General features: G+C 63.8%; 20 protein-coding genes. 9 read left to right on the forward strand and 11 right to left on the reverse strand.

What is annotated here, in order from left to right; genetic code table 11:
* Positions 1-105 precede the first annotated feature (105 nt).
* Entirely contained in the window at positions 106-2,223 is a 2,118-nt protein-coding gene (locus ABLE71_RS00220; protein WP_348781376.1) for a S9 family peptidase, read from the forward strand.
* Positions 2,224-2,300: 77 nt separating this feature from the next.
* Entirely contained in the window at positions 2,301-2,684 is a 384-nt protein-coding gene (locus ABLE71_RS00225; protein ID WP_348781377.1) for an SET domain-containing protein-lysine N-methyltransferase, read from the forward strand.
* Positions 2,685-2,722: 38 nt separating this feature from the next.
* Here ABLE71_RS00225 and ABLE71_RS00230 read toward each other — a convergent pair whose 3' ends face one another.
* The 5 genes from ABLE71_RS00230 to ABLE71_RS00250 form a co-directional block, all read right to left on the reverse strand.
* Entirely contained in the window at positions 2,723-3,370 is a 648-nt protein-coding gene (locus tag ABLE71_RS00230) for a VOC family protein (RefSeq protein ID WP_348783611.1), read from the reverse strand.
* Between the two features lie 195 nt (positions 3,371-3,565).
* Positions 3,566-4,516: a cytochrome c gene (locus tag ABLE71_RS00235; protein ID WP_348783612.1), complete on the reverse strand. Its 951-nt coding sequence runs from the start codon at positions 4,514-4,516 to the stop codon at positions 3,566-3,568.
* 3 nt (positions 4,517-4,519) lie between these two features.
* Positions 4,520-4,957, reverse strand: a complete 438-nt coding sequence (locus ABLE71_RS00240; RefSeq protein ID WP_348781378.1) for a cytochrome c — start codon at positions 4,955-4,957, stop codon at positions 4,520-4,522.
* A gap of 153 nt (positions 4,958-5,110) precedes the next feature.
* A complete protein-coding gene (locus tag ABLE71_RS00245) occupies positions 5,111-5,713 on the reverse strand; it encodes a superoxide dismutase (RefSeq protein ID WP_348781379.1) in 603 nt (200 codons plus the stop codon).
* Between the two features lie 101 nt (positions 5,714-5,814).
* On the reverse strand, positions 5,815-6,693 hold the full coding sequence (locus ABLE71_RS00250) for a branched-chain amino acid aminotransferase (protein WP_348781380.1): 879 nt from the start codon (positions 6,691-6,693) through the stop codon (positions 5,815-5,817).
* Between the two features lie 270 nt (positions 6,694-6,963).
* Between ABLE71_RS00250 and ABLE71_RS00255 the strand changes: the two genes are divergently transcribed.
* A complete protein-coding gene (locus tag ABLE71_RS00255; protein WP_348781381.1) occupies positions 6,964-7,680 on the forward strand; it encodes a L,D-transpeptidase in 717 nt (238 codons plus the stop codon).
* Between the two features lie 12 nt (positions 7,681-7,692).
* On the opposite strand, the gene ABLE71_RS00260 is transcribed toward ABLE71_RS00255, so the two are convergent.
* A complete protein-coding gene (locus ABLE71_RS00260) occupies positions 7,693-9,288 on the reverse strand; it encodes a helicase HerA-like C-terminal domain-containing protein (RefSeq protein ID WP_348781382.1) in 1,596 nt (531 codons plus the stop codon).
* Positions 9,289-9,483: 195 nt separating this feature from the next.
* Between ABLE71_RS00260 and ABLE71_RS00265 the strand changes: the two genes are divergently transcribed.
* Positions 9,484-10,926 (forward strand): methylmalonyl-CoA mutase family protein, encoded by a 1,443-nt coding sequence (locus tag ABLE71_RS00265; RefSeq protein WP_348781383.1) that lies wholly within the window; start codon positions 9,484-9,486, stop codon positions 10,924-10,926.
* Positions 10,923-13,043 (forward strand): methylmalonyl-CoA mutase, encoded by a 2,121-nt coding sequence (scpA, locus tag ABLE71_RS00270; protein ID WP_348781384.1) that lies wholly within the window; start codon positions 10,923-10,925, stop codon positions 13,041-13,043. The genes ABLE71_RS00265 and scpA overlap by 4 nt, the downstream gene beginning before the upstream one ends.
* 56 nt (positions 13,044-13,099) lie before the next feature.
* On the opposite strand, the gene greA is transcribed toward scpA, so the two are convergent.
* Positions 13,100-13,576, reverse strand: a complete 477-nt coding sequence (greA, locus tag ABLE71_RS00275; protein WP_348781385.1) for a transcription elongation factor GreA — start codon at positions 13,574-13,576, stop codon at positions 13,100-13,102.
* A 120-nt stretch (positions 13,577-13,696) separates the two neighbouring features.
* Between greA and ABLE71_RS00280 the strand changes: the two genes are divergently transcribed.
* The gene (locus ABLE71_RS00280; RefSeq protein WP_348781386.1) at positions 13,697-15,076 is read left to right on the forward strand and encodes a TIGR03808 family TAT-translocated repetitive protein; all 1,380 of its coding nucleotides are present in this window, start codon (positions 13,697-13,699) and stop codon (positions 15,074-15,076) included.
* Here the strand turns inward: ABLE71_RS00280 and ABLE71_RS00285 are convergent.
* The 4 genes from ABLE71_RS00285 to ABLE71_RS00300 are packed head-to-tail and all read right to left on the reverse strand — an operon-like array spanning position 15,064 to position 18,513.
* The gene (locus ABLE71_RS00285; protein ID WP_348781387.1) at positions 15,064-16,080 is read right to left on the reverse strand and encodes an asparaginase; all 1,017 of its coding nucleotides are present in this window, start codon (positions 16,078-16,080) and stop codon (positions 15,064-15,066) included. The two genes, ABLE71_RS00280 and ABLE71_RS00285, sit on opposite strands and share 13 nt — an antisense overlap.
* Positions 16,081-16,091: 11 nt before the next feature.
* A complete protein-coding gene (locus tag ABLE71_RS00290; RefSeq protein WP_348781388.1) occupies positions 16,092-16,589 on the reverse strand; it encodes a hypothetical protein in 498 nt (165 codons plus the stop codon).
* 23 nt (positions 16,590-16,612) lie between these two features.
* Positions 16,613-17,350, reverse strand: coding sequence for an SDR family oxidoreductase (locus ABLE71_RS00295; protein WP_348781389.1), 738 nt, complete (start codon positions 17,348-17,350; stop codon positions 16,613-16,615).
* Entirely contained in the window at positions 17,347-18,513 is a 1,167-nt protein-coding gene (locus tag ABLE71_RS00300; protein ID WP_348781390.1) for an acetyl-CoA acetyltransferase, read from the reverse strand. The genes ABLE71_RS00295 and ABLE71_RS00300 overlap by 4 nt, the downstream gene beginning before the upstream one ends.
* A gap of 153 nt (positions 18,514-18,666) precedes the next feature.
* Here ABLE71_RS00300 and betI point away from each other — a divergent pair, with 153 nt between their 5' ends.
* The 3 genes from betI to betA are packed head-to-tail and all read left to right on the forward strand — an operon-like array spanning position 18,667 to position 21,923.
* Complete coding sequence (gene betI / locus ABLE71_RS00305; RefSeq protein WP_348781391.1) at positions 18,667-19,278, forward strand: transcriptional regulator BetI; 612 nt, start codon at positions 18,667-18,669, stop codon at positions 19,276-19,278.
* 1 nt (position 19,279) lies between these two features.
* Entirely contained in the window at positions 19,280-20,278 is a 999-nt protein-coding gene (locus ABLE71_RS00310) for a threonine/serine dehydratase (protein ID WP_348781392.1), read from the forward strand.
* Complete coding sequence (gene betA, locus ABLE71_RS00315; RefSeq protein ID WP_348781393.1) at positions 20,271-21,923, forward strand: choline dehydrogenase; 1,653 nt, start codon at positions 20,271-20,273, stop codon at positions 21,921-21,923. Before ABLE71_RS00310 ends, betA begins: the two co-directional genes overlap by 8 nt.
* Positions 21,924-21,959: the final 36 nt, after the last annotated feature.

The following is a 21,959-nucleotide window of genomic DNA, read 5'->3' on the forward strand; positions in this document are numbered from 1 at the left end:
CTTGGGTCTCCCCGTTGGTATGCAAGGAACCTAGACATCGGCCCTTGAACCGGCACTGATCGGCGTGTTCATTCGGCATTCAAGAATCTTCGGCAGCGAGACGCAATGACCGGCCAGCCACTTTTTCCAGATATCGAACCGCCGAAAACCGACGAGCGCCCGGTCAAGGATACGCATCACGGCAACACCCGGATCGACGAATTCGCCTGGCTGAGGGCCAACAACTGGCAGGAGGTGTTCAAGGATCCGTCGGTGCTAGATTCGGCCATCCGGGTCCATCTGGAAGCCGAGAATGTCTACCAGGCCGCGATGATGGCCGACACAGCGGACCTCAGGAAGCAGCTCTTCGACGAGATGAAGCGCCGTATCAAGGAGGACGATTCCACCGTTCCGATGAAGGACGGGCCGTTCGCCTATGGCTCTTCATATAAAAAGGGTGGCGAACAGCCGCGCTTCTTCCGCACCCCGCGCGACGGCGGGGCCGAGGAGATCATCCTCGACGGCGACGCGGAGGCCGAAGGAAAGGCATATTTCCGCATCGGCGGCAGCGATCATTCGAGCGACCATCGCCGCCTGCTGTGGGCCTTCGACGACAAGGGTTCCGAATTCTACTCCCTGCGCGTCCGCGACATCGCGACAGGTCGCGACATGGGCGACGAAGTTCCGGACACGAGCGGCGGCGGCGTGTGGAATGCGGCGAACGACGGTTTCCTCTACACCCGGGTCGACGAGAATCACCGCCCCTCCAAGCTGTTCTTCCACGCTTTGGGCGCCGATGTTGCACAGGATCGCCTGGTCTACGAGGAAAGCGATCCGGGCTTCTTCATGGATGTCGACGGCTCGCGCACGAACGAGTGGATATTCGTCTCGATCAACGACCATGAGACTTCGGAATTCAGACTGCTGAGGACCGACGATCCGACCGCTACGCCCAAGCTGGTCGCCGCGCGCGAAACCGGGCTGCAGTACGATCTTGAAGAAGGCGGAGACGTCTTCTTCATCCTCACCAACGCCGACGGCGCCAAGGACTTCAAGATCATGACCGCGCCGGTTCCCGATCCGGCACGCCCGAACTGGCGAGAGCTCGTGGCCCACAAGCCCGGCCGCCTGATCCTGTCGCTGCTGGCGTTCAAGGATTTCCTTGTCCGTCTCGAACGCGAGGATGGGCTGCCGCGCATCGTCGTCCGCGACCGGGCGACAGGCGCCGAGCACAGCATCTCCTTCGACGAGGAAGCCTATTCGCTGAGCTTGCTCGGCGCTTACGAGTACGACACCGCAATCATGCGGTTCTCCTACTCGTCGATGACCACGCCCGCGCAACTCTTCGACTACGACATGCGCACCCGCGAACGCACGCTCCTGAAAACACAGGAGGTCCCTTCCGGCCACGACCCGGACCACTACGTCACCCAGCGCGTAGTGGCCCCGTCGCATGATGGCGAGCTCGTGCCCGTGTCCCTGATCTACCATCGCGGCACTCGGCTCGACGGCTCCGCGCCGGCGCTGCTCTACGGATACGGCTCTTACGGGATCACCATCCCGGCTGGTTTCAACACCAATATCCTGTCGCTCGCCGATCGAGGCTTCGTCTACGCCATCGCCCATACGCGCGGCGGCAAGGACAAGGGATTTTCCTGGTACGAGGACGGCAAGCGCGAGAAGAAGACCAACACCTTCCTCGACTTCGTCGCCGTGGCGCGCCATCTCGTCTCGGCCGGCTATACCTCGCATGACCGCATCATCGCGCAGGGCGGCTCGGCCGGCGGCATGTTGATGGGCGCGGTCGCCAACATGGCGCCCGACGCGTTTGGCGGCATCATCGCGGAGGTGCCGTTCGTGGACGTCCTGACGACGATGCTCGACGACACGCTGCCGCTGACGCCGCCCGAATGGCCCGAATGGGGCAACCCGATCGCTTCGGAAAATGACTACAGGATGATCGCCAGCTACTCGCCCTACGACAATGTCTCAGCACTGGACTACCCGCCCATCATGGCGGTCGCGGGACTTACCGATCCGCGCGTCACCTATTGGGAGCCCGCCAAGTGGACCGCGCGTCTCAGGGCGCGAAAACGTGGAACGAATCCGGTGCTGTTCAAGATACACATGGATTCAGGCCATGCCGGGGCCTCCGGACGCTTCTCCAGGCTGGAGGAGATCGCCTACGTCTACGCTTTCGCCCTGAAGGTTGTGGGCAGGATGAACTGGGAAAAACTGGCCTGACCTGGTCTGTTTGAACTCGCCATCGCAGCGTCGAGACGATAGGAGGCGCAATCGCCTGCCAGCTCCGGAATCTCCCAATGCTTCTCATCGACACCTATCTCGACAAATCGCCGATCCAGGGAATGGGCGTGTTTGCAAAACATGACATCGCCAAGGGCACCGTGATGTGGCGGCTCGACGAACGCTTCGACCGGCTGATCGAGGTCCATGTCTATGAAAGCATGACGGGGCCGGTAAAAAGCTATCTCGACCGCTATTGCTATCCGCGCCGCAGCGATCCGCGCTTCATCGTCTTCGAGGCGGACGATGCGCGCTACATGAACCACGCCGACGATCCGAACTTCGGCTTCGTCTCCGAAAACGAGGCGGTCGCGCTGCGCGATGTCACCGCCGGCGAAGAACTCACCTGCGACTACAATGTCTTCTTCGAAGACGGCTTCGACTTCCTCGGCGACCGCTAGCGCCCCTTGGGGCGGTGCCCGGAGATTCGAGGATATGTTCAATCGGCCGGACCGGCAAACAGTATGAGATTTCCGTCCGGGTCCAGAACAATAAAATTTCGGGCCCCCCACGGCTCTTTCTTGAGCGTCTGGTGAAAATCCACTCCGGCGACTTGGAAGTCCAGAAAGAGTCGCTTGATCTCGCTTGCTGTGTCGACCGTGATTGAGGCTGAGAGCAGATGTTCACGTTGTCGTATATCGTCAACAAACACAGGCTCGCAGACCAGCCGCATTGCGATCTGCGCTTTGTCACGTATAACCTGCCCGTAAAATGGTGGGTCCCCATAAACGAAATCGATTGCAAAGCCGAGTTTGTCCTCGAAAAAGCCACACGACGCTTTGATGTCAGAGACGAACAGTTGCGCGGAGGCGGAACTCAGAATGGGGCGGGGTGCGGTCTGTCTGCTTTCAGTGGTCATGGCATGGGCTCCTGATTTGAGCGCCTGCCACCCCTCGAATCCCAATTGACGCGCGACAAGTTCTTGCGCGTCATTTAGCTTGAAGCTGGATTTCAGTATCTGAGTATCGTCGAGGTGCTGAAATCGTGGCAAAGCAGCCCGTATCTGGGCCGCGACCGGATAATACCGCTCGCGATGCCACCGCAAATACTGCTTGGCTTGCTTCTTAAGGTTTTCGAGGTTCGGCATAGGCGCTACCTTTGAAATTCGCAGGCGGGCATTGCCCAGTCGGCCAAGGCCGGTGCACCCTACGTAGCGCGCGATTTCAAAATGCAAAATTCGCGTGAGATCGTCAAGAACCACGCCTTAGTGCTCTCCTGCGACCAATAGTGCGAAACAGAACTTAGGATTTTCGCGACAATCTCATTCACGCTCGCCCTGGGCTTAGCCAGCAGGCGAGGCCCTCGCCGGGTAACCGTTCGGATGCGGCGGGATGGCCTTCAGATAGGCGGCGATCGCCTCACGGTCGGCAGGTTGCAGCCGCGCCAGATTGCGCTGCACCTCGACCATAGTGCCGCCCACCGAATCGAATTCCGGCGTGAAGCCTGTTTCGAAATAGCTTGCTATGTCGCTTTGCGACCAGTCGCCGATGCCGCCCTCGCCCGAAGTGATGTTGGGAACGATGCCCTCGCCTTCCGCGGCCGCGGCGCCCGACAACCAGCGGGTCTTGTCGGCGCCTCCAGCAAGATCGCGCGGTGTGTGGCATTCGCCGCAATGGCCGGGTCCCTCGGCCAGGTAGCGGCCGAGCGCGACCTGTTGCGGCGCATCGGCGGCAAGGGCGACGACCGGCTCATCGCTCAGATAGAGCAGCTTCCACAAACCAAGCCCGCGCCGGAGGTTGAACGGAAACGAGAGCCTGTGGTCAGGCGCATCGCCGGACACCGCCGGCAGTGTCTTCATGAAGGCCTGGAGGTCGGCGACGTCAGCTGGATTCATGCGCGCGTAGGATGTGTAGGGAAACGACGGATAGAGGTGGCTCCCGTCGGGCGCTACGCCGCGCATCATCGCGTTTGCGAAATCCTCCTGCGACCAGTTGCCGATGCCGAACTGCGGATCGGAGGAGATGTTGGGCGCCACAAAAGTTCCGAACGGCGTATCGAGTTCGAGCCCGCCGGCAAGCTCGAGCCGGGCATCGCCTTCGGACTTCGGGCGCGCATGGCAGGAGGTGCAGCCTCCCGCCCAGAATATCCGTTCGCCTCGGGTCGCATCGCCGGCGCCCAGTTCGGCAAGGGTCGCGGCATCAAGCCTTTTCGGCTCCGTCAACAGCCAGAACGCCGCCGCGCCGATGCCGCCAAGCACCAGCGCGGAACCGATCAGCTTTCGCCAAAGGCCCAGTGGTCAGCCTTTCTTGACGCGGAAGGCCTCGTGGCAGCTCTGGCAGCTCTGGCCTATCGAACCAAGTTGCGGTTTCAGCGCTTCCAGATCTTGAGCCGGAGCGGCAGCCGCGGCAGCCGTGACTTCCTTGAACTTGTCCACCTGAGCCTGGAACCCGGCCGGATCTTCCCAGATCTTCGGGGAAGCGGTCGTATCGCCCGTGTCACTTCCGGGAGGGAACGACGCGGCGACGTCTATCAGCTGCACACTGTCGTTGAGTGCCGTCAATGCCGCCTTGACGGCCTCGGCATCGAAGTCGGCCTCGCCCTGGACCATCTTGACCAGCACGCCGACCTGCTTTCCATTCTCCTTCATCACCGCCTTGCGGTCAGCGATCACATCGGCGAATGCCGCGGTCGTTGCGAGCGCGAGAGCCGAGATGGCGAGTATAAGCTTTCTCATTAATCCCTCCGGGTTGTGGTATCTGGTAGTGGCAAGACGCTAACGAAAAAGCCGCACGGAAAAACCCGAACTCTCCTTCACGGTTGCGTGATGTTCACGACGCACCGGGGCCGGGAATAAAAAAAGCCCCGGACGAACCGGGGCTGAGAGAAGTCAGCCTTTGGCCGCTTCGTACATTTCCAGCACGTGATCCCAGTTGATCAGGCTGTCGACGAACGCTTCCAGATATTTCGGCCGGGCGTTGCGGTAGTCGATGTAATAGGAGTGCTCCCACACGTCGACGCCGAGGATCGGCCTTGCGCCGTGGACCAGAGGGTTCTCCCCGTTCGGGGTCTTCGAGATCGCGAGCTTGCCGTCCTTCACCGACACCCATGCCCAACCGGAACCGAACTGCGTGGTGCCGGCTGCGATGAAATCGGCCTTGAACTTGTCATAGCCGCCGAGATCGCTGTCGAAAGCCTTCTGCAGCGCGCCCGGCAGCTTGTTGCCGCCGCCGCCCTTCTTCAGCCACTTCCAGAAGTGGATGTGGTTGTAGTGCTGTGCGGCGTTGTTGAAGAGCGGTGCGTTCTTTCCGAACGACTGCTTGACGATCTTGGTCAGCGACAGGCCGCCCATCCCGGCTTCGGCTGCGAGCTTGTTGCCGTTGTCGACATAGGCCTTGTGGTGCTTGTCGTGGTGATATTCAAGCGTCTCCTTGGACATGAAAGGCTGCAATGCCTCGTAGTCGTAGGGCAAAGGGGGCAGTTCAAAAGCCATGATGATACTCCTTCTATGACATAATCCCGGCATCTGCCGGATATGTTCGGGGGAATTGCCGGGACAACTCTCCCCGAGTGGTTCCGTTCCTTATCCGACGCTCAACCCGCGAGCGTCGAATGCGCCCATTCCCAATACAGCTCCCGCGCCCTCTTGGCGACCGGACCGGGCTGGAGATGACGATCCTCGATCCGGGTCACCGGTACGATCTTGGAATGGTTGCCCGTCGAGAAGATTTCGTCGGCCTCCAGGAAATCGCGGACGCAGAGTGTCTTTTCTGCAGTCTGGACGCCATGCTCAGCAAGCAGCGAAATGGTGCGCGCCCTCGTTATTCCCGAAAGAAACGTTCCGTTCGGCGCAGGCGTAAGCACCACTCCATCCCTGACCAGGAAAATGTTGGAAGAGCCGGTCTCGGCAACGTTGCCCAGCATGTCGAGCACGAGTGCATTGTCGAAGCCGCGCAATTTGGCTTCGAGGATGGCGCGCCCGTTGTTCGGATAGAGGCAGCCGGCCTTGGCATTGGTGGGCATCGTCTCGATGGTCGGGCGGCGGAAGGGCGAAACGGTCAGCGAAAACCCGTCCGGCGAGATCATCGGGGACTCGTAGAGGCAGAGGCAGAACCGGGTCGACGCCGGATCGGACGGCACACCCATGTAGCCACCGTGCTCGGCCCAATACATCGGCCTGATATAGACCGCGGTCTTGCCGTCGAACCTCTTCAGCCCCTCCCAGGTGAGGCCGACGATTTTTTCCGGCGCCATGGTGGGCTTCAGGCCAAGCGCAATCGCCGACGAATTCAGGCGTTTCGCATGAAGGTCGAGATCTGGCGCCACGCCTTCGAACCATCGCGCGCCATCGAAGACGCTCGACCCCAGCCACATCGCGTGGCTGCGCGGACCGAGCAGCGCCACGTTGCCCTCATACCAGTCGCCGTCAACGTAAGTCCAGGTCGTCGTCTGCGCCGGGGTCGCCAGGGTCATTGGAGGAGCATCCGTCTGTCGGTGGCGGTTATGACAATATTTTCTTGCCTCGCGTCAACCATGCTCGCGCATGAATCGTTGAGGCCAGGCGGCGTCCGGCGACGCCTCCGCGGGCCGCACGTTGCCGAATGGCAACACGCGCGTCCAATCACAGCTTTGCCTTTCTTTGCCCAAGCTGAGGACAGAATTGGAACCGCCTATCGCCCTCGTCGCTTAATGGGACGCGCCGATACTCGGCAGCCGCCGTTTCAGCAGAGAGCAAGAAGATCGATGTCCGCAGACGCCTCCATTCCCCGCCTTACTCGACGCGGCTTTCTCGGCCTCGCCGCGGTCGGCGGCGCTTTCGCGCTGTCGGCTTGCGCAACCGTCGACCAAGGCCCGGCCTATATCGAGCCGCCGGAGGACCTCGGTCCATCGTTCGGCAGCTACGTCACCATGTACGGGCCTATGTACGATGAGGGATTCGAGATACCGGCCGTGCCGATCGAGCGGATGGACGCACAATTCCTGCGTCAGGTCGTTCGCGACCCCACCGGTGAGCCTGCCGGCACGATCGTGGTCGATACGTCTTCGCATTTCCTCTACCTCGTACTCGGCGGCGGCCAGGCCATGCGCTATGGAGTCGGGCTCGGCCGCGCCGGCTTCGAATGGGCCGGGCGCGCCAACGTGCAATGGAAGCAGAAGTGGCCGAAGTGGACGCCCCCGAAGGAAATGATCGCGCGCCAGCCCGAGCTGGCAAAATACAGCGAGGAGAATGGCGGTATGCCGCCCGGCCTCGACAATCCGCTCGGCGCGCGCGCCCTCTACATCTTCCAGAACGGCGAGGACACGCTCTACCGCGTGCACGGGTCGCCGGAATGGAGCTCGATCGGGAAATCCGTCTCGTCAGGCTGCGTGCGCCTGATGAATCAGGATATCATCGATCTGTACGACCGCGTTCCGGGCCAGGCGCCGATCCTGGTCACCAGCGGGATTGGAATGTCCTGAGCTGTCTGCAGCTCAGAATCCTTTCTTGAGGCTGCCGAGTATTCCCCTCACCAGCGCGCGCCCGACCGACGACCCGACCGAGCGCACGACGGATTTGATCGCGGCTTCCGCGACCGTCTGCCGGTTGGACGGGCGTGGGGTGCTGGTGCGGCGGCGCGGTGCGGGCTGCCGGTAGTCGTCATCCTGTCTGTAACGATCGTCTGTCGGCTGGCTGCCGCCGCCGAAATCCGGCAGCGTCCAGCGGGTGCGGCCGGTTTCCGGCTGCTGATCGCGCTGCGAGGCCTGCTGTTCGGCTTCCTGGGCGTCGGCGGCTTTCTTCTGCAGGATTTCGAAGGCCGATTCACGGTCGATCGTCTTGTCGTACTGGCCCGCCACCGGGCTTAAGGCAATCAGCTTGGCGCGCTCCTGCGGCGTGATCGGGCCAAGCCGCGATGCCGGCGGGCGAATCAGCGTGCGCTGGACAATCGACGGCACACCCTTGGCTTCGAGGGTCGAAACCAGCGCCTCGCCGGTGCCAAGCTGGGTGATCGCCTTGGCGCAGTCGAAGTCCGGGTTGGGGCGGAATGTGTCGGCCGCCGTCCTCACCGCTTTCTGCTCGCGCGGCGTGTAGGCCCTGAGCGCATGCTGCACGCGGTTGCCGAGCTGAGCCAGCACGGTTTCGGGCACGTCGAGCGGATTTTGCGTGATGAAATAGACGCCGACGCCCTTGGAGCGAATCAGCCGTACCACTTGCTCGACCCGGTCGATGAGAACTCTCGGCGCCTCGTCGAAAAGCAGATGGGCCTCGTCGAAGAAGAAGACCAGCCTCGGCTTGTCGGGGTCGCCCACTTCGGGGAGCTCCTCGAACAGCTCCGACAGAAGCCAGAGCAGGAAGGTCGAGTAGAGGCGCGGGTTCATCATCAGTTTGTCTGCGGCGAGCACGTTGATGGCGCCGCGTCCGTCGCGCGTGGTGCGCATGATGTCTGCAATCTTCAGCGCCGGCTCGCCGAAGAAATTGGCGGCGCCCTGCTGTTCCAACACCAGCAGATTGCGCTGGATCGCGCCGACCGACGGTTTCGTGACGTTGCCGTAGCGGCCGGATATTTCGTCGGCGCGGCCGGCGATGTTGGCGAGCAGAGCCTGCAGATCCTTCATGTCGAGAAGCAGGAGGCCTTCCTCGTCGGCGATCTTGAAGGCGATGTTCATGATGCCTTCCTGGGCCTCGGAGAGGTTCATCAACCGTGACAGGAGAAGCGGCCCCATCTCGGAGACCGTTGCCCTTATGGGATGGCCCTGCTCGCCGAACAGATCCCAGAAGATGACCGGAAATTCCTGGAACTCGTAAGGGTCGAGCTTCACGGCCGCGGCCCGGGCGACGAGGAAATCCTTGGGCTCGCCCATCATGGCGATGCCCGAGAGATCGCCTTTGACGTCGGCGCAGAAGACCGGCACGCCCTGGTTGGCAAAGCCCTCGGCCAGGATCTGCAGCGTCACCGTCTTGCCGGTGCCGGTCGCGCCGGTCACCAGACCGTGCCTGTTGCCGTATTTGAGAAGCAGTTGCTCCGGCTCCTGATAGCTGTCGTCCGGCTTGCGGCTAGCCCCGATGAAGATGCTCGTGTCGTCCGCCATGTACCGCTTCTCCAATGCTTCGACGCGCGCAAACTAGCCCTGCGCATCTCGGTAAAACGTATAGTTGCGCATGCGCGGAGCGACAATGGCAAAGCTTGCAGCGGTCGCGGCCGGGTGTCGAGTTTGCATTTGCGGCGCCGCTGCGCTGGCTTTAGTGTCTCGGGCGCCGGTCGAAGCGGCGGCAGCGAGGATGGAATGAACTTGGCTAAAGTGCTCGGCGGTCTCGATTTTCCGGCCGCGAGTCGTGAGAGATGGCAATCCCTTGCCGAAAGCGCACTAGCAGGAAGCAGTTTCGAGGATGCGTTGGTCACTCGCACGGATGACGCCATCCGCATCGAGCCGATCCATGCGCGCGACACGGATGCGCCATTTCTGCCGCGCCGGCGCCCTGATGCCCCGTGGCTCGTCGTGCAGCGCATCGACGACCCGGACCCCAAGCGCGCCAACAGGCAGGCGCTTGAAGACGTTTCGCATGGCGCGACCGGCCTGGCTCTTGTCTTCGAGGGCGCGCCGAACGCCTTCGGCTACGGCCTTCCGGCGGCGCCCGAAACGCTCGACGCCGTGCTCGCCGGCATACCGCTCAATCGCATCCACCTTCGCATAGACGTGCATCCCGCGAGCCGGGCGATGGCGGACTGGCTGGTCGCCTACCTCGCCAGGCAGCGTGCGGAACCGGCCAAGCTCAGCCTTTCCTTCGGCATCGACCCGGCGGCGATCTTCGCCGGCACCGGGCGGCTTTCAATGACGATCGAAGCCTTGCAGGCGTCCATGCCCCAATCGCTGGCGCATTTCTTCGCGGTCGGCGTACCCGGCGTGCTGCTCGAAGCCGATGGCCGCGTCTTCCACAATGCGGGCGCGACCGAGGCGCAGGAACTAGGGGCGATGCTCGCATCGGCCGCCGATCACCTCAGGCTGTTCCAGGATGCGCGGCAGGCGCTTGTCTACGCCGCGCCTCATATCGGATTTGCCGTCAGCGTCGATCAGGACCAGTTCCTGTCGATGGCCAAGATACGGGCGCTGCGCAAGCTGTGGGTGAGGATGCAGGACGTTTGCTCGATACCGCCATCCACGGCGACCATTCACGCGGAAACATCCTACCGTATGTCAACTGCGGCCGATCCGGAGACCAACATCCTGCGCTCCACGATCGCCTGCTTCGCGGCCGCGGCCGGTGGCGCGGACACTATCTCGGTGCTGCCGCATACGATCGCGCACGGCCTGCCAGCGAGCCTGGCGCGCCGGATTGCTCGCAACACGCAGCTCGTCATGGCGGAAGAAAGCCGCATCGGCTTCGTCGCCGACCCGGCATCCGGTTCCGGCAGCGTCGAGGCGCTGACCGATGCGCTGTGCGAGAAGGCCTGGGACGCGTTTCGTCTGATTGAGACGGAAGGCGGCATCCTCAGAAGCCTTGCCGGCGAACATCTGCAGCGCCGCATCGCCGCCGCCCGCGACGAGCGCGTGCGCCAATACCGTGCGGGAGAACGGGAGGTCGTCGGAACGACCGTGTACCGGCTCGAGAAAGAGAAGCCGGCGGACACGCTTGCCGCGGAAAGACGACCGATGCCGACCGACGGCGCCGTCTTCTGCGAGCGCCTCGACAGCCTGCGGATCGACCAGTTGATCGCGGAGCAGTCATGATACCCGATTTCGGCGGCATCGCATGGCGCGATCCAAAATCCACCCGGCGAAAAGTCTCGGGCGCGGACTGGGATACGCCGGAGGGAATCCCGGTGAAGCGTGCCTACGGCGAGCGGGATCTCTCCGGCCTGCCCTTCCTCGACACCTGGCCCGGTATCGCGCCCTATATCCGCGGCTCCTACGCGACCATGTATGTCCGGCAGCCCTGGACGATCCGCCAGTACGCCGGCTTCTCGACAGCGGAAGAATCCAACGCATTCTACCGGCGCAACGTAGCGGCTGGACAGAAGGGGCTTTCCGTCGCCTTCGATCTCGCCACCCATCGCGGCTATGACAGCGACCATCCGCGCGTTGCGGGCGATGTCGGCATGGCCGGCGTCGCCATCGACTCCATCCTCGATATGCGCCAGCTCTTCGACAAGATCCCGCTCGGCGAGATGACGGTGTCGATGACCATGAACGGCGCGGTGCTGCCAATCCTGGCGCTCTACATCGTCGCCGCCGAGGAACAGGGGGTCGCCCAGAAGGACCTCGCCGGGACCATACAGAACGACATCCTCAAGGAGTTCATGGTCCGCAACACCTACATCTATCCGCCGAAACCCTCGATGCGGATTGTGTCCGACATCTTCGCCTACACCTCGCGCAAGATGCCGAAATTCAACTCGATCTCGATCTCCGGCTATCACATGCAGGAAGCCGGGGCGACCGCCGACCTGGAACTTGCCTACACGATTGCCGACGGCATCGAATATGCGCGCGCCGGGCTGGCGGCAGGCCTCGGCATAGACGATTTCGCGCCGCGGCTTTCCTTCTTCTTTGCGATCGGCATGAACTTCTTCATGGAGGTCGCCAAGCTGCGCGCCGCGCGCCTTTTGTGGTCCGCCCTCGTCCAAAAGAATTTTTCGCCAAAAGATCAGCGTTCGCTGTCGCTGCGCACGCACTGCCAAACCTCGGGCTGGTCTCTCACCGCGCAGGACCCATACAACAACATCGCGCGCACGATGATCGAGGCGATGGCTGCCACCCAGGGACACACGCAGTCGCTGCACACCAACGCCTTCGACGAGGCGCTCGCACTGCCGACCGACCACTCCGCGCGTATCGCGCGCAACACGCAACTGATCCTGCAGAAGGAGTCGGGAACAACGCGCGTGATCGATCCGTGGGGCGGCTCTGCCTATGTCGAGCGGCTGACGCATGAACTCGCAGCCCGTGCCATGACCCACATCGAGGAAGTCGAGGCGTTGGGCGGCATGGCGGCGGCCATCGAGCAGGGCATCCCCAAGGCGCGCATCGAAGAGGCCTCCGCGCGTACGCAGGCGCGCATCGATTCCGGCGCTCAGTTGTTGATCGGCGTCAACGCATGGCGTCCGGACAAGGACATCGCGGTCGACGTGCTGAAGGTGGACAATGCCGAGGTGCGCGCACGCCAGCTCTCGAAGCTGCAATCGCTCAAGGGCACGCGCGACGTCGCCTCCGTCGAGCAGGCGCTCGATGCGTTGACGGAAGCCGCACGAAGCGACGGCAATCTGCTTGAGTTTGCCATCCGCGCGGCGCGCGCCAGCGCCACGGTCGGCGAAATATCGCTCGCGCTGGAAAAGGTGTTTGGCCGCCACGCGGCGACGGTCCAAACAATTTCCGGTGTCTATCGCAAGGAGTTGGGAGACAATCCCGCAGCCGACCGCGTCGCCGCCAAGGTTGAGGCCTTCGAGCACAAGACCGGCAGGCGCCCGCGTATCCTCGTGGCCAAAATGGGACAGGACGGCCACGATCGCGGCCAGAAGGTCATCGCCACGGCCTTCGCCGATCTGGGCTTCGACGTCACCGTCGGCGCGATGTTTCAGACGCCCGCCGAAATCGCGAAACTTGCGGTCGAGCACGACGTCCACATTGTCGGAGCGTCGTCTTTGGCCGCCGGGCACCTGACGCTCATCCCGGAATTGCGCGAAGAGCTCGACAGGCTGGGCGGGGATGAAATCGCCATCGTGGCCGGCGGCGTCATCCCGCCCCAGGACTACGACGCAGTGCGCAAGGCAGGCGCGGCGGACATCTTCCCGCCCGGAACGGTGATCCCTGAGGCGGCGGAGAGGTTGATGGATAGGCTGCTCGGCTGACTTCTTGCGGGATCATGTCGTGAACGTGGAAGAGTGAATGACCTGCGGGCTGACGCTCAATCTCGTGGCTCCATCCCGACAATCTCCCATTCCTTGCCGTTGACCACGGCCACATCCCCCAAACCCTTGCCAAACAGCGCCCGCGCCATCGGCGAGACATGCGAGACGCTCCCCTTGGCGGCGTCGGCTTCGTCCTCGCCGACGATCTTCCAGTCCTTCCGGTGTCCGTCTTCATCCTCGATCGTCACCGCCATGCCAAAGCGAACGACCTTGCTGTCGGGATCGGGCGCAGAAAGTTCCGCGCTCTCGCGGCGTGCGGACCAATAGCGCAGGTCGCGCGACAGAACCGCGATGCGCTCGCGGTCCGAACCGGCCTCCGCTTTCGCCAGGTCCTCGCGCAGCCCAGCGATCGCGTCCTCGATCATGGCAAGCCCCTTCGCCGTGACAAGGTTGCGCTCCGCACTGACCGGACGCTCGCCGATGTCGGCGGTCGCAGCCTCGTTGTCGTCCTCGCGGGTGAAAGCCCTGCTCATCAAGGCAGCTTATTCCCTCCGCCGCGCAACTCAAGCTCGTATGGAGGGCCGTTCCGTATCCTGGCCGATATCCTGGCACGCTTCCTGCGTTGCACGGACAAGGCAAAGGAACCTGTGCCGATGTTGAACAGACGTGGTCTTCTGAGCGCCACAGCCGGATTCGCGGTGGCCGGTTTGGCGCTGCCCGACAAGCTGCTGGCCGCCGGCCTGTCCGGTATCGAGCTTGCGGCAATGCGCGGGTCGATCGACGCGACCGACCTGGGCGTCCGGCCCGGAGCGTTCGACGACCAGAGCAAGGCTTTTGCGAAGATGCTGCAGCAGGCGGCGGATCGCGATGCGCTGGTCTTCCTGCCCCCCGGAACCTATGCGGTGTCGAACCTGACGCTCCCGAGGCATGTGCGGCTGTCGGGCGTGCCGGGCGCAACGCGCATCGTCTATGGCGGCGACGGTCATCTGATGCAGGCCGAGGACGCCACCCATATCGAACTGACCGGCCTGGTGATCGACGGCGCCAACCGCTGGCTCGGCGATCACGCTCAAGCCATTGTCGATTTCCGCCGCGTCGAACACGCCGTCATCGACAACTGCCGCATCGTCGGCAGCGGCAAATACGGCATCGCCTTCGAGCGCGTCGGCGGCCGCATCGAGCGGTCGGCGATCTCGGGCGCATCCGACGCCGGCATCTATTCGGTGGGCGGGACGGGCCTTGCCGTTACCTACAATACGGTCTCCGATTGCGCCAATGGCGGCATTCTCGTCCACCGCTGGCAGGCCGGCGACGATGGTACGATCGTCACCGGCAACCGCGTCGAACGCATCGCCGCGCGCAGCGGCGGGACCGGCCAGTACGGCAATGGCATCAATCTTTTTCGCGCCGACAAAACAGTGGTTTCGGGAAACATCGTGTCGGATTGCGCCTTCTCCGCGATCCGGGCCAACAGCGCGAGCGACATCCAGATATCAGGCAACACCTGCTCGCGCTCCGGCGAAACCGCGATCTACGCCGAGTTCGCCTTCGAAGGCGCCGTCATCCACGGTAACATCGTCGACGGCGCGGCGAACGGCATATCCATCGTGAATTTCGACAAGGGCGGTCGAATGGCCGTCTGCTCCGGAAACGTCGTGCGCAATCTCTCGACCGAAGGTCCCTACCCCGCCGACGCGCCTGGCTTCGGCGTCGGCGTTACCGTCGAAGCGGATACGGCCGTGACGGGCAACATGGTGGAGAACGCGCCGCTTTACGGCATGAAAATCGGCTGGGGACCCTACATGCGAAACGTGGTCGCGACCGGCAACGTCATTCGCAGGGCCGACACCGGCATCGCGGTCACGGTGGTCGACGGTTCAGGCTCCGCGGTCATCTCCGACAACGTCATTTCCGAGGCTCGGAAAGGCGCAGTGGTCGGTTACCGGTGGTCGGATGCCGTCACCGGAGACATGGCTTTGAATGGAAATGCCGGCTACGCCCACCTGACCGTCGAGCGCAATCACGTGAGCTGACCGGAAATCGCCTCGGTCGGCTGCACCCGTCCGACCGGCTCGCCCTTTCGGCTTGGGACGGCGGGCCGGGCCAGCACGGCAAGTCTTTCCGACAGCGCCTCGTCCGACTTGAGCAGCATTGCCAGCACGGCGGCAACCATCGCCTCGGCGGCGCGACCGGCGCCGTCGTCGCATTTCAGCGCGATGCCCAGCCCGAGCTCCGGCAAAGCCGCGCAATAGACTCCCTCGGCGCCGGTCTTGACGAAAATGCTTCCGGGCGCCGCCTGCATCAGCGCCAGATCCGCCGCCTGCGAACCGGAGACGAGGAACGGCTCGGCCATGCATGCCGCGACCAGTCGCTTCGCGGCCTTCGCTCGCGCCGTCGACAGGCCCTGCCCCGTCGCCAGTCTTGCAAAACCGAGGGCAAGGCTGCTGATCGGGATAGCGTAGGTCGGGATCGAGCAGCCGTCGGTCGCACTGTTATCGGCATCGTGCGGCGCGCCCGTCACATTCTTCATCACCTCGCGGATAGTGGCCTGATACGGGTGCTCAAACGAGACATAGCCCTGGTGCGCCAGGTTCATGTGTCTGCACGCGCACAAAAATCCTGAATGCTTGCCGGAACAGTTGTTGTGCAACTGGGACGGCGACCGTCCTGAACGCGCAAGCACTACGGTGGCCTCATGGGCGAGCGGCCAATGGGCGCCGCATTCCAGCGCCGTTTCATCGAGCCCGATTCTCGCAAGCATCGAAGCGGCGAGATCCACATGGGCGCTTTCGCCCTTGTGGGAGGCGCAGGCGAGCGCCAGCTCCCTGTCGCCGAAGCCGAAAGCGTCGGCCGCGCCGCTCTCCACCAGCGGAAGCGCCTGGATCGCCTTCACCGCCGAGCGCGGGAAGACGGGCTGCGAGACGTCGCCGATCTCGACAAGCAGCTTTCCTGCGCCGTCGCAGACGGCGATCGCGCCGCGATGGGCGCTCTCGACATGCTCGCCGCGCAATATCTCGACCAAAACGGGATTGGACATGGCGCCTCGCTCTACTGGTCGAACGCGTCGAAAAGCACGCGCCGCAACCCCTGGTCCTGCTCGCCATCGGCGACATTGGCGAAAACAATGTCGTCGATCAGCAGCCTGTCGCCCACCGCCACCAACGTCAGCCGGTCGGTCCAGTTGGCTTTCGGCGTCTTCGGAAACAGGTAGTTAATCTCGATTTCGAGGCGGCCCGATTTGTCGGTGATCTCGCCCGCCTCGCAGCCTTGCGCCACATCGGGAAACGCCTGGTAGGGAATACCGTCGCCGAAAGGCGGCTTCTCGTCGGGCGTCGCCTTGGCGATGACATCGTTGCGCGCCTTCGCCTCATCGACCAACTTCGCAAGAGAAGGCGTCAACAGCGCGAGCGTCGCCGCCTCGTCGTCACCCAGCCGCGCCTTGCAGAAAGCTGCGCCGACATCGCGCGGAGCCTCGGCCGCGAAAGCGCCGGCCGAGGACAACATCGTCGACGCGAACAGTGCCCCGACCAAGACTGCAAATCGCATCAGCTTCTCCCGAGGGCGCTTCCTTAGCCGATGATCCCAGCGGAAAGGAAGCCGCCATCGACCGAAAGCGTATGGCCGTTGATGTAGCTTGCTTCGGGCGACAGCAGAAACGCGACCGCGGCGGCGACTTCTTCGGGCTCGCCGTACCGGCCCTGGGGAATCTGGCGCATCCACAGCTTCCTTTCATCCGGTCCATGCAGCTTCGACACCATCGGCGTCTCGATCGGCCCGGGCGCGACGCAGTTGACGCGCACGCCGCGGTTGCCGAACTCCAGCGCCAGCACCTCCGACATCAGCTTGAGCCCGGCTTTCGAGGCGCCATAGGCCACGCGGCCCCGGTTGGCGCGCATGCCCGAAACCGAGCCGACATTGACGATCGAGAGCGATGCACCCATGCGCTCGAGCGCGGCCCGGGCGGCGATGAACGAGCCTACCAGATTGACGTCGAGTATCTCGCGGAACAGTTCCGCGCTGGTTTCGTCCGCCGGCAGGTCGCGCACAATGGCCGCGGAGTTGACCAGCCCGCCGATCAGGCCGAGCCGGTCGACGATCTCGTCGAAGGCCGCGCCAAGATCATCCTCGTCCGTAACGTCGGCGGAGAGGAATATCGCATTCTCGTCCGCGAAGGCGCTTTCGACCGAGGCAAGCGCCTCTTCGTCGGCATCGACCACCGCGACCGGCCAGCCGTCGTCGAGCAGCCGCTTCACCACGGCCATGCCGATGCCCGACGCGCCGCCCGTCACGATCGCCGGGTGTTTCATTTCACTCTTTCGAGGATCGAGACGTAGTTGGCGACCGCGGCGCCACCCATGTTGAAGATGCCGCCGAGCGTCGCCCGCGGCACCTGGATGCCATCCGCCTCACCCATCAGTTGCATGGCCGTCAGCACGTGCATAGATACGCCCGTCGCGCCGATCGGATGTCCCTTGGACTTCAGCCCGCCGGATGGGTTGATCGGGAGGCGTCCATCCATCCCGGTCTGACCTTCCAGCGCGACACGCCCGCCCTGGCCGCGCTTTGCCAGGCCCATCGCTTCATATTCGATCAGCTCGGCGATGGTGAAGCAGTCATGCGTCTCGACGAAAGAGAGGTCGCCGAGCGTCGCCCCTGCTTTGTCAAGCGCCCGGGACCATGCCTCTGCACAACCTTCGAAAAGCAGGATGTCGCGTTTCGACATCGGCAGGAAATCCTGCACATGCTCGTTGGCGCGGAAGCTGATCGCGCGGCGCATGGCTGCGGCGCTTTCGCCGTCGGCAAGGACGATTGCCGCCGCGCCGTCCGAGACAGGCGAGCAGTCGGTTCGTTTCAGCGGTCCGGCGACGAACGGGTTCTTCTCGCTTTCCTGCCGGCAGAAGTCGAAGCCCAGATCCTTGCGCAGCTGCGCGTAGGGATTGCCGACCCCGTTCCGGTGGTTCTTGGCCGCGATCGTCGCCAGCGCATCCGACTGGTCGCCGTGCCGCTGGAAATAGGCCTGGGCGATCTTGCCGAACACGCCGGCAAAACCGGCCGGCGTATCGCCATCCTCCGGAAGATAGGACGCCTTGAGCAGGTTCTTGCCGACCTCCGGCCCCGGCGTCGTGGTCATCTGCTCCGCGCCAACCACCAGTGCGATGCGCGCCGCGCCCGCATCGATGGCGCGAATTCCCTGCCGAACAGCAGCCGAACCGGTGGCGCAGGCGTTCTCGACGCGGGTCGCCGGCTTGAAGCGCAGCCGGTCATCCGCCTGCAGCACAAGGCTCGCGGTGAAATCCTGCGGCGAGAAGCCTGCATTGAAGTGCCCAAGCACTATCTCGTCCACGTCTTCGGGACCTATGCCGGCATGGTCGAGCGCATCGGTGGCGACCTTGATGATAAGGCTCTCGAGTGTCTCGCCATCCAGCTTGCCGAAGCGCGAATGCGCCCAGCCGACGATACAGGCAGTCATCTTTCTCTCCCGGCGCCGGGAAGCTTGTGGCGCCAATGCCAAAATGGACGCGCGGGCACGGCTCGTAAAGGGGCGCAAAGTTCATAGTCGCTGACGGAATTTTTGTTGATTGACCAGTCAATAAAAAATAACTTTGCCGGCAGGAGATTTTTTATGCCGAAAGTCGGAATGGAACCGCTGCGCCGCCGGGCGCTGATCGACGCGACGATCTCGGCGATCGGCGAGCGCGGCTCGCTCGACGTGACCATGTCCGAGATAGCGGGCCGCGCCGGCGTGTCTTCGGCACTCGCGCATCATTATTTCGGCGCCAAGGACGAGCTGCTGCAGGCGACGATGCGGCATCTGCTTGCCGAGCTGAATGCCGACACGCGCAAGGCACTCAACTCGGCGCAGACCCCGCGCGGACGCATCTCGGCCGTGATCGCGGTCAGTTTCTCCGACAAGCAGTTCCAGCCCGAAACCATAGCTGCCTGGCTCTCCTTCTATGTCGAGGCGCAGAAATCTATGGCGCTCAGGCGCCTGCTGCGCGTCTATGCACGCCGGCTCCACTCCAACTTGATGAGTGGCCTTGCCGACCTTCTGCCGCGCTCAGCCGCCGACCACGCCGCGGAAGGCATCGCGGCGCTGATCGACGGGCTCTACATCCGCCGCGCGCTGAAGGACGGCACGCCCAACGCCGCAAGCGCCGTCGGACTCGTCGAAGACTATCTCGAAACCAGGCTGTCCGGCTTCCGCGCCGGCAAACACCGATCCGGAGGCAAGTAGCATGCCTGTTGTCGTTCCCACCCTCGATCATCTCAGGCGTGCCTACGCCGTCACCTCGCAGGCCACGCAGGTCACCCCGCTGCTCGAATCCGCAGCCCTCGCCAAGGAAACGGGCGCCGCGCGTGTCTTCGTCAAGCCGGAATCGCTGCAATGGGCGGGCTCCTTCAAGGTGCGCGGCGCCTACTGGCGGCTGAAGCAGCTTTCGGCGGATGAAGCCAGGCGCGGCGTGGTCGCCTATTCGTCGGGCAATTTCGCGCAGGGGCTCGCCGCTGCCGGCCAGGCGCTCGGCATCCCGGTCACCATCGTCATGCCGATCGACGCGCCTGCCGCCAAACGCGACGCCACCGCCGGCTACGGCGCCACCGTCGTGCTAACCGATCATGGCGAGCGTGCCCGCGAGGAAGTCGCGTCCGAGCGCGCCCGCCAGATCGCCAAGGAGGACGGCCTCGTCCTGCTCCATCCCTTCGACGATCCGGAGATCGTCGCCGGCCAGGCAGGGGTCGGGCTCGAAGCGCTCGACCAGCTTGCGGCGAAGGGCGTGCGGGCCGATATCCTCTTCTGCCCGGTCGGCGGCGGCGGCCTGATCGGCGGCGTCGCGCTCGCCTTCCATTACCTTTCGCCGAAAACCGAGCTCATCGCGGTCGAGCCGGAAGGTTTTAACGGCATGGGCACGTCACTTGCGCATCATCAGATCGAAACCATGCCGCTCGGGCCAAAGTCGATCTGCGACGGGTTGATGGCGCGTCGGCCGGGCGAAGCGCCCTTCGCTGCCGTCAGCCCCACCGGCCTGCGCGGCGTCACCGTCACCGACACCTCCGTGCGCAAGGCGATGAAGACGGCCTTCGAGCGTTTGAAGCTCGCCTTGGAGCCCTCTGGCGCCGCCCCGCTGGCGGCTCTCCTCGACGGCAAGGCGGACGTCAAGGGCAAGACCGTCCTCGTCATCGCCAGCGGCGGCAACGTCGCGCTAGCCGACTTCCTGAAGCACGTCGAAAATGCTTGAGGCGGACTACGTCGTCATCGGCTCCGGCTCGGCCGGTTCCGCGCTCGCCTACCGGCTGTCGGAGGACGGCAAGCACTCGGTCATCGTCATCGAATATGGCGGCAGCGATTACGGCCCGCTGATCCAGATGCCGTCGGCGCTGTCGATCCCGCTCAACATGAGCCGCTACGACTGGGGGTTCGCCAGCGAGCCGGAACCGCATCTCGGCGGCCGCGTGCTGGCGACCCCGCGTGGCAAGGTGCTAGGCGGCTCCTCCTCCATCAACGGCATGGTCTATGTGCGCGGCCACGCACGCGACTTCGACCATTGGGCCGAGCAGGGCGCGACGGGCTGGGGCTTCGCCGATGTGCTCCCCTATTTCAAGCGAATGGAACACGCCAAGGGAGGCGAAGACGGGTGGCGCGGCGGTGCTGGGCCGCTCCACATCCAGCGCGGTCCTCGCAGGAATCCGCTCTACCAGGCCTTCGTCGAGGCGGGGCGGCAGGCAGGTTTCGAAACGACCGACGACTACAATGGCTCCAAGCAGGAAGGTTTTGGCGCGATGGAGCAGACCATCCATCTCGGACGCCGCTGGTCAGCCGCGAATGCCTATCTGAGACCCGCGCTCAAGCGCAAAAACGTGAGTCTCGTCAGCGGCTTCGCGCGGCGGGTGGTCATCGAGAATCAACGCGCGACCGGCGTCGAAATCGAGGCTCGCAAAAAGATTCAAGTCGTTAAGGCAAAACGCGAAGTCGTCATCGCCGCCTCGGCCGTCAACTCGCCCAAGCTGCTCATGCTTTCCGGCGTCGGACCGGCGGAAGAACTGAGGCGTCATGGCGTAGAGGTCGTTGCCGACCGCCCCGGCGTAGGGCGCAATCTGCAGGACCATATGGAACTCTACATCCAGCAGGAATCCATCCAGCCGATCACCCTCTACTCGGTCCTCAATCCGCTTTCCAAGGCGCTGATCGGCGCCGAGTGGCTGTTCTTCAAGACCGGGCTGGGCGCCACCAATCATTTCGAAGCCGCTGCCTTCGTACGCTCCGCGCCCGGCGTCGACTACCCCGACATCCAGTATCATTTCATTCCGGCCGCCGTGCGCTACGACGGCAAGGCCGCTGCCAAATCGCACGGCTTCCAGGCACATGTCGGGCCGATGCGCTCGAAATCGCGCGGTACGATCACGCTGCGCTCGCCTGACCCATGGGCGAAGCCGGAGATCCGCTTCAACTACATGTCGCACCCGGACGACTGGCGCGACTTCCGGCACTGCATTCGACTCACGCGCGAGATCTTCGGCCAAGCCGCCTTCGACCCCTACCGTGGCCGCGAGATTTCACCGGGCAGCCATGTCCAGAGCGACGACGAGCTCGACGACTTCATCCGCCAGCACGCCGAGAGCGCCTACCACCCCTGCGGCACCTGCAAGATGGGCAGCCTGTCCGACCCGACCAGCGTCGTCGACCCGGAATGCAAGGTCATCGGCGTCGATGGCCTGCGGGTCGCCGACTCGTCGATCTTTCCGCGCGTCACCAACGGCAATCTCAACGGCCCATCGATCATGGCCGGCGAGAAGGCAGCCGACCACATCCTCGGGCGCGCGCCGCTGCCGCCGTCCAATCAGGAGCCATGGATCAATCCACGCTGGCGGACGAGCGACCGCTGAACATGCTACACAGGCGCGACCGGCGCAAAGGAGTGT

Origin of the sequence: Mesorhizobium sp. KR9-304, assembly GCF_040049215.1 — a bacterium.
GTDB lineage: Bacteria > Pseudomonadota > Alphaproteobacteria > Rhizobiales > Rhizobiaceae > Mesorhizobium_K.

Excerpts from the sequence above, each read along its gene's own strand:
- betA (WP_348781393.1), top strand. The coding sequence starts at position 20,271 with ATGCTTGAGGCGGACTACGTCGTCATCGGCTCCGGCTCGGCCGGTTCC.
- ABLE71_RS00250 (WP_348781380.1), bottom strand. The coding sequence starts at position 6,693 with ATGACCCTGGCGACCCCGGCGCAGACGACGACCTGGACTTACGTTGAC.
- ABLE71_RS00255 (WP_348781381.1), top strand. The coding sequence starts at position 6,964 with ATGTCCGCAGACGCCTCCATTCCCCGCCTTACTCGACGCGGCTTTCTC.
- ABLE71_RS00265 (WP_348781383.1), top strand. The coding sequence starts at position 9,484 with ATGAACTTGGCTAAAGTGCTCGGCGGTCTCGATTTTCCGGCCGCGAGT.
- ABLE71_RS00230 (WP_348783611.1), bottom strand. The coding sequence starts at position 3,370 with ATGCCGAACCTCGAAAACCTTAAGAAGCAAGCCAAGCAGTATTTGCGG.
- ABLE71_RS00260 (WP_348781382.1), bottom strand. The coding sequence starts at position 9,288 with ATGGCGGACGACACGAGCATCTTCATCGGGGCTAGCCGCAAGCCGGAC.
- betI (WP_348781391.1), top strand. The coding sequence starts at position 18,667 with ATGCCGAAAGTCGGAATGGAACCGCTGCGCCGCCGGGCGCTGATCGAC.
- ABLE71_RS00225 (WP_348781377.1), top strand. The coding sequence starts at position 2,301 with ATGCTTCTCATCGACACCTATCTCGACAAATCGCCGATCCAGGGAATG.
- ABLE71_RS00220 (WP_348781376.1), top strand. The coding sequence starts at position 106 with ATGACCGGCCAGCCACTTTTTCCAGATATCGAACCGCCGAAAACCGAC.
- ABLE71_RS00300 (WP_348781390.1), bottom strand. The coding sequence starts at position 18,513 with ATGACTGCCTGTATCGTCGGCTGGGCGCATTCGCGCTTCGGCAAGCTG.
- ABLE71_RS00245 (WP_348781379.1), bottom strand. The coding sequence starts at position 5,713 with ATGGCTTTTGAACTGCCCCCTTTGCCCTACGACTACGAGGCATTGCAG.
- ABLE71_RS00240 (WP_348781378.1), bottom strand. The coding sequence starts at position 4,957 with ATGAGAAAGCTTATACTCGCCATCTCGGCTCTCGCGCTCGCAACGACC.
- greA (WP_348781385.1), bottom strand. The coding sequence starts at position 13,576 with ATGAGCAGGGCTTTCACCCGCGAGGACGACAACGAGGCTGCGACCGCC.
- ABLE71_RS00310 (WP_348781392.1), top strand. The coding sequence starts at position 19,280 with ATGCCTGTTGTCGTTCCCACCCTCGATCATCTCAGGCGTGCCTACGCC.
- ABLE71_RS00280 (WP_348781386.1), top strand. The coding sequence starts at position 13,697 with ATGTTGAACAGACGTGGTCTTCTGAGCGCCACAGCCGGATTCGCGGTG.
- scpA (WP_348781384.1), top strand. The coding sequence starts at position 10,923 with ATGATACCCGATTTCGGCGGCATCGCATGGCGCGATCCAAAATCCACC.
- ABLE71_RS00295 (WP_348781389.1), bottom strand. The coding sequence starts at position 17,350 with ATGAAACACCCGGCGATCGTGACGGGCGGCGCGTCGGGCATCGGCATG.
- ABLE71_RS00290 (WP_348781388.1), bottom strand. The coding sequence starts at position 16,589 with ATGCGATTTGCAGTCTTGGTCGGGGCACTGTTCGCGTCGACGATGTTG.
- ABLE71_RS00285 (WP_348781387.1), bottom strand. The coding sequence starts at position 16,080 with ATGTCCAATCCCGTTTTGGTCGAGATATTGCGCGGCGAGCATGTCGAG.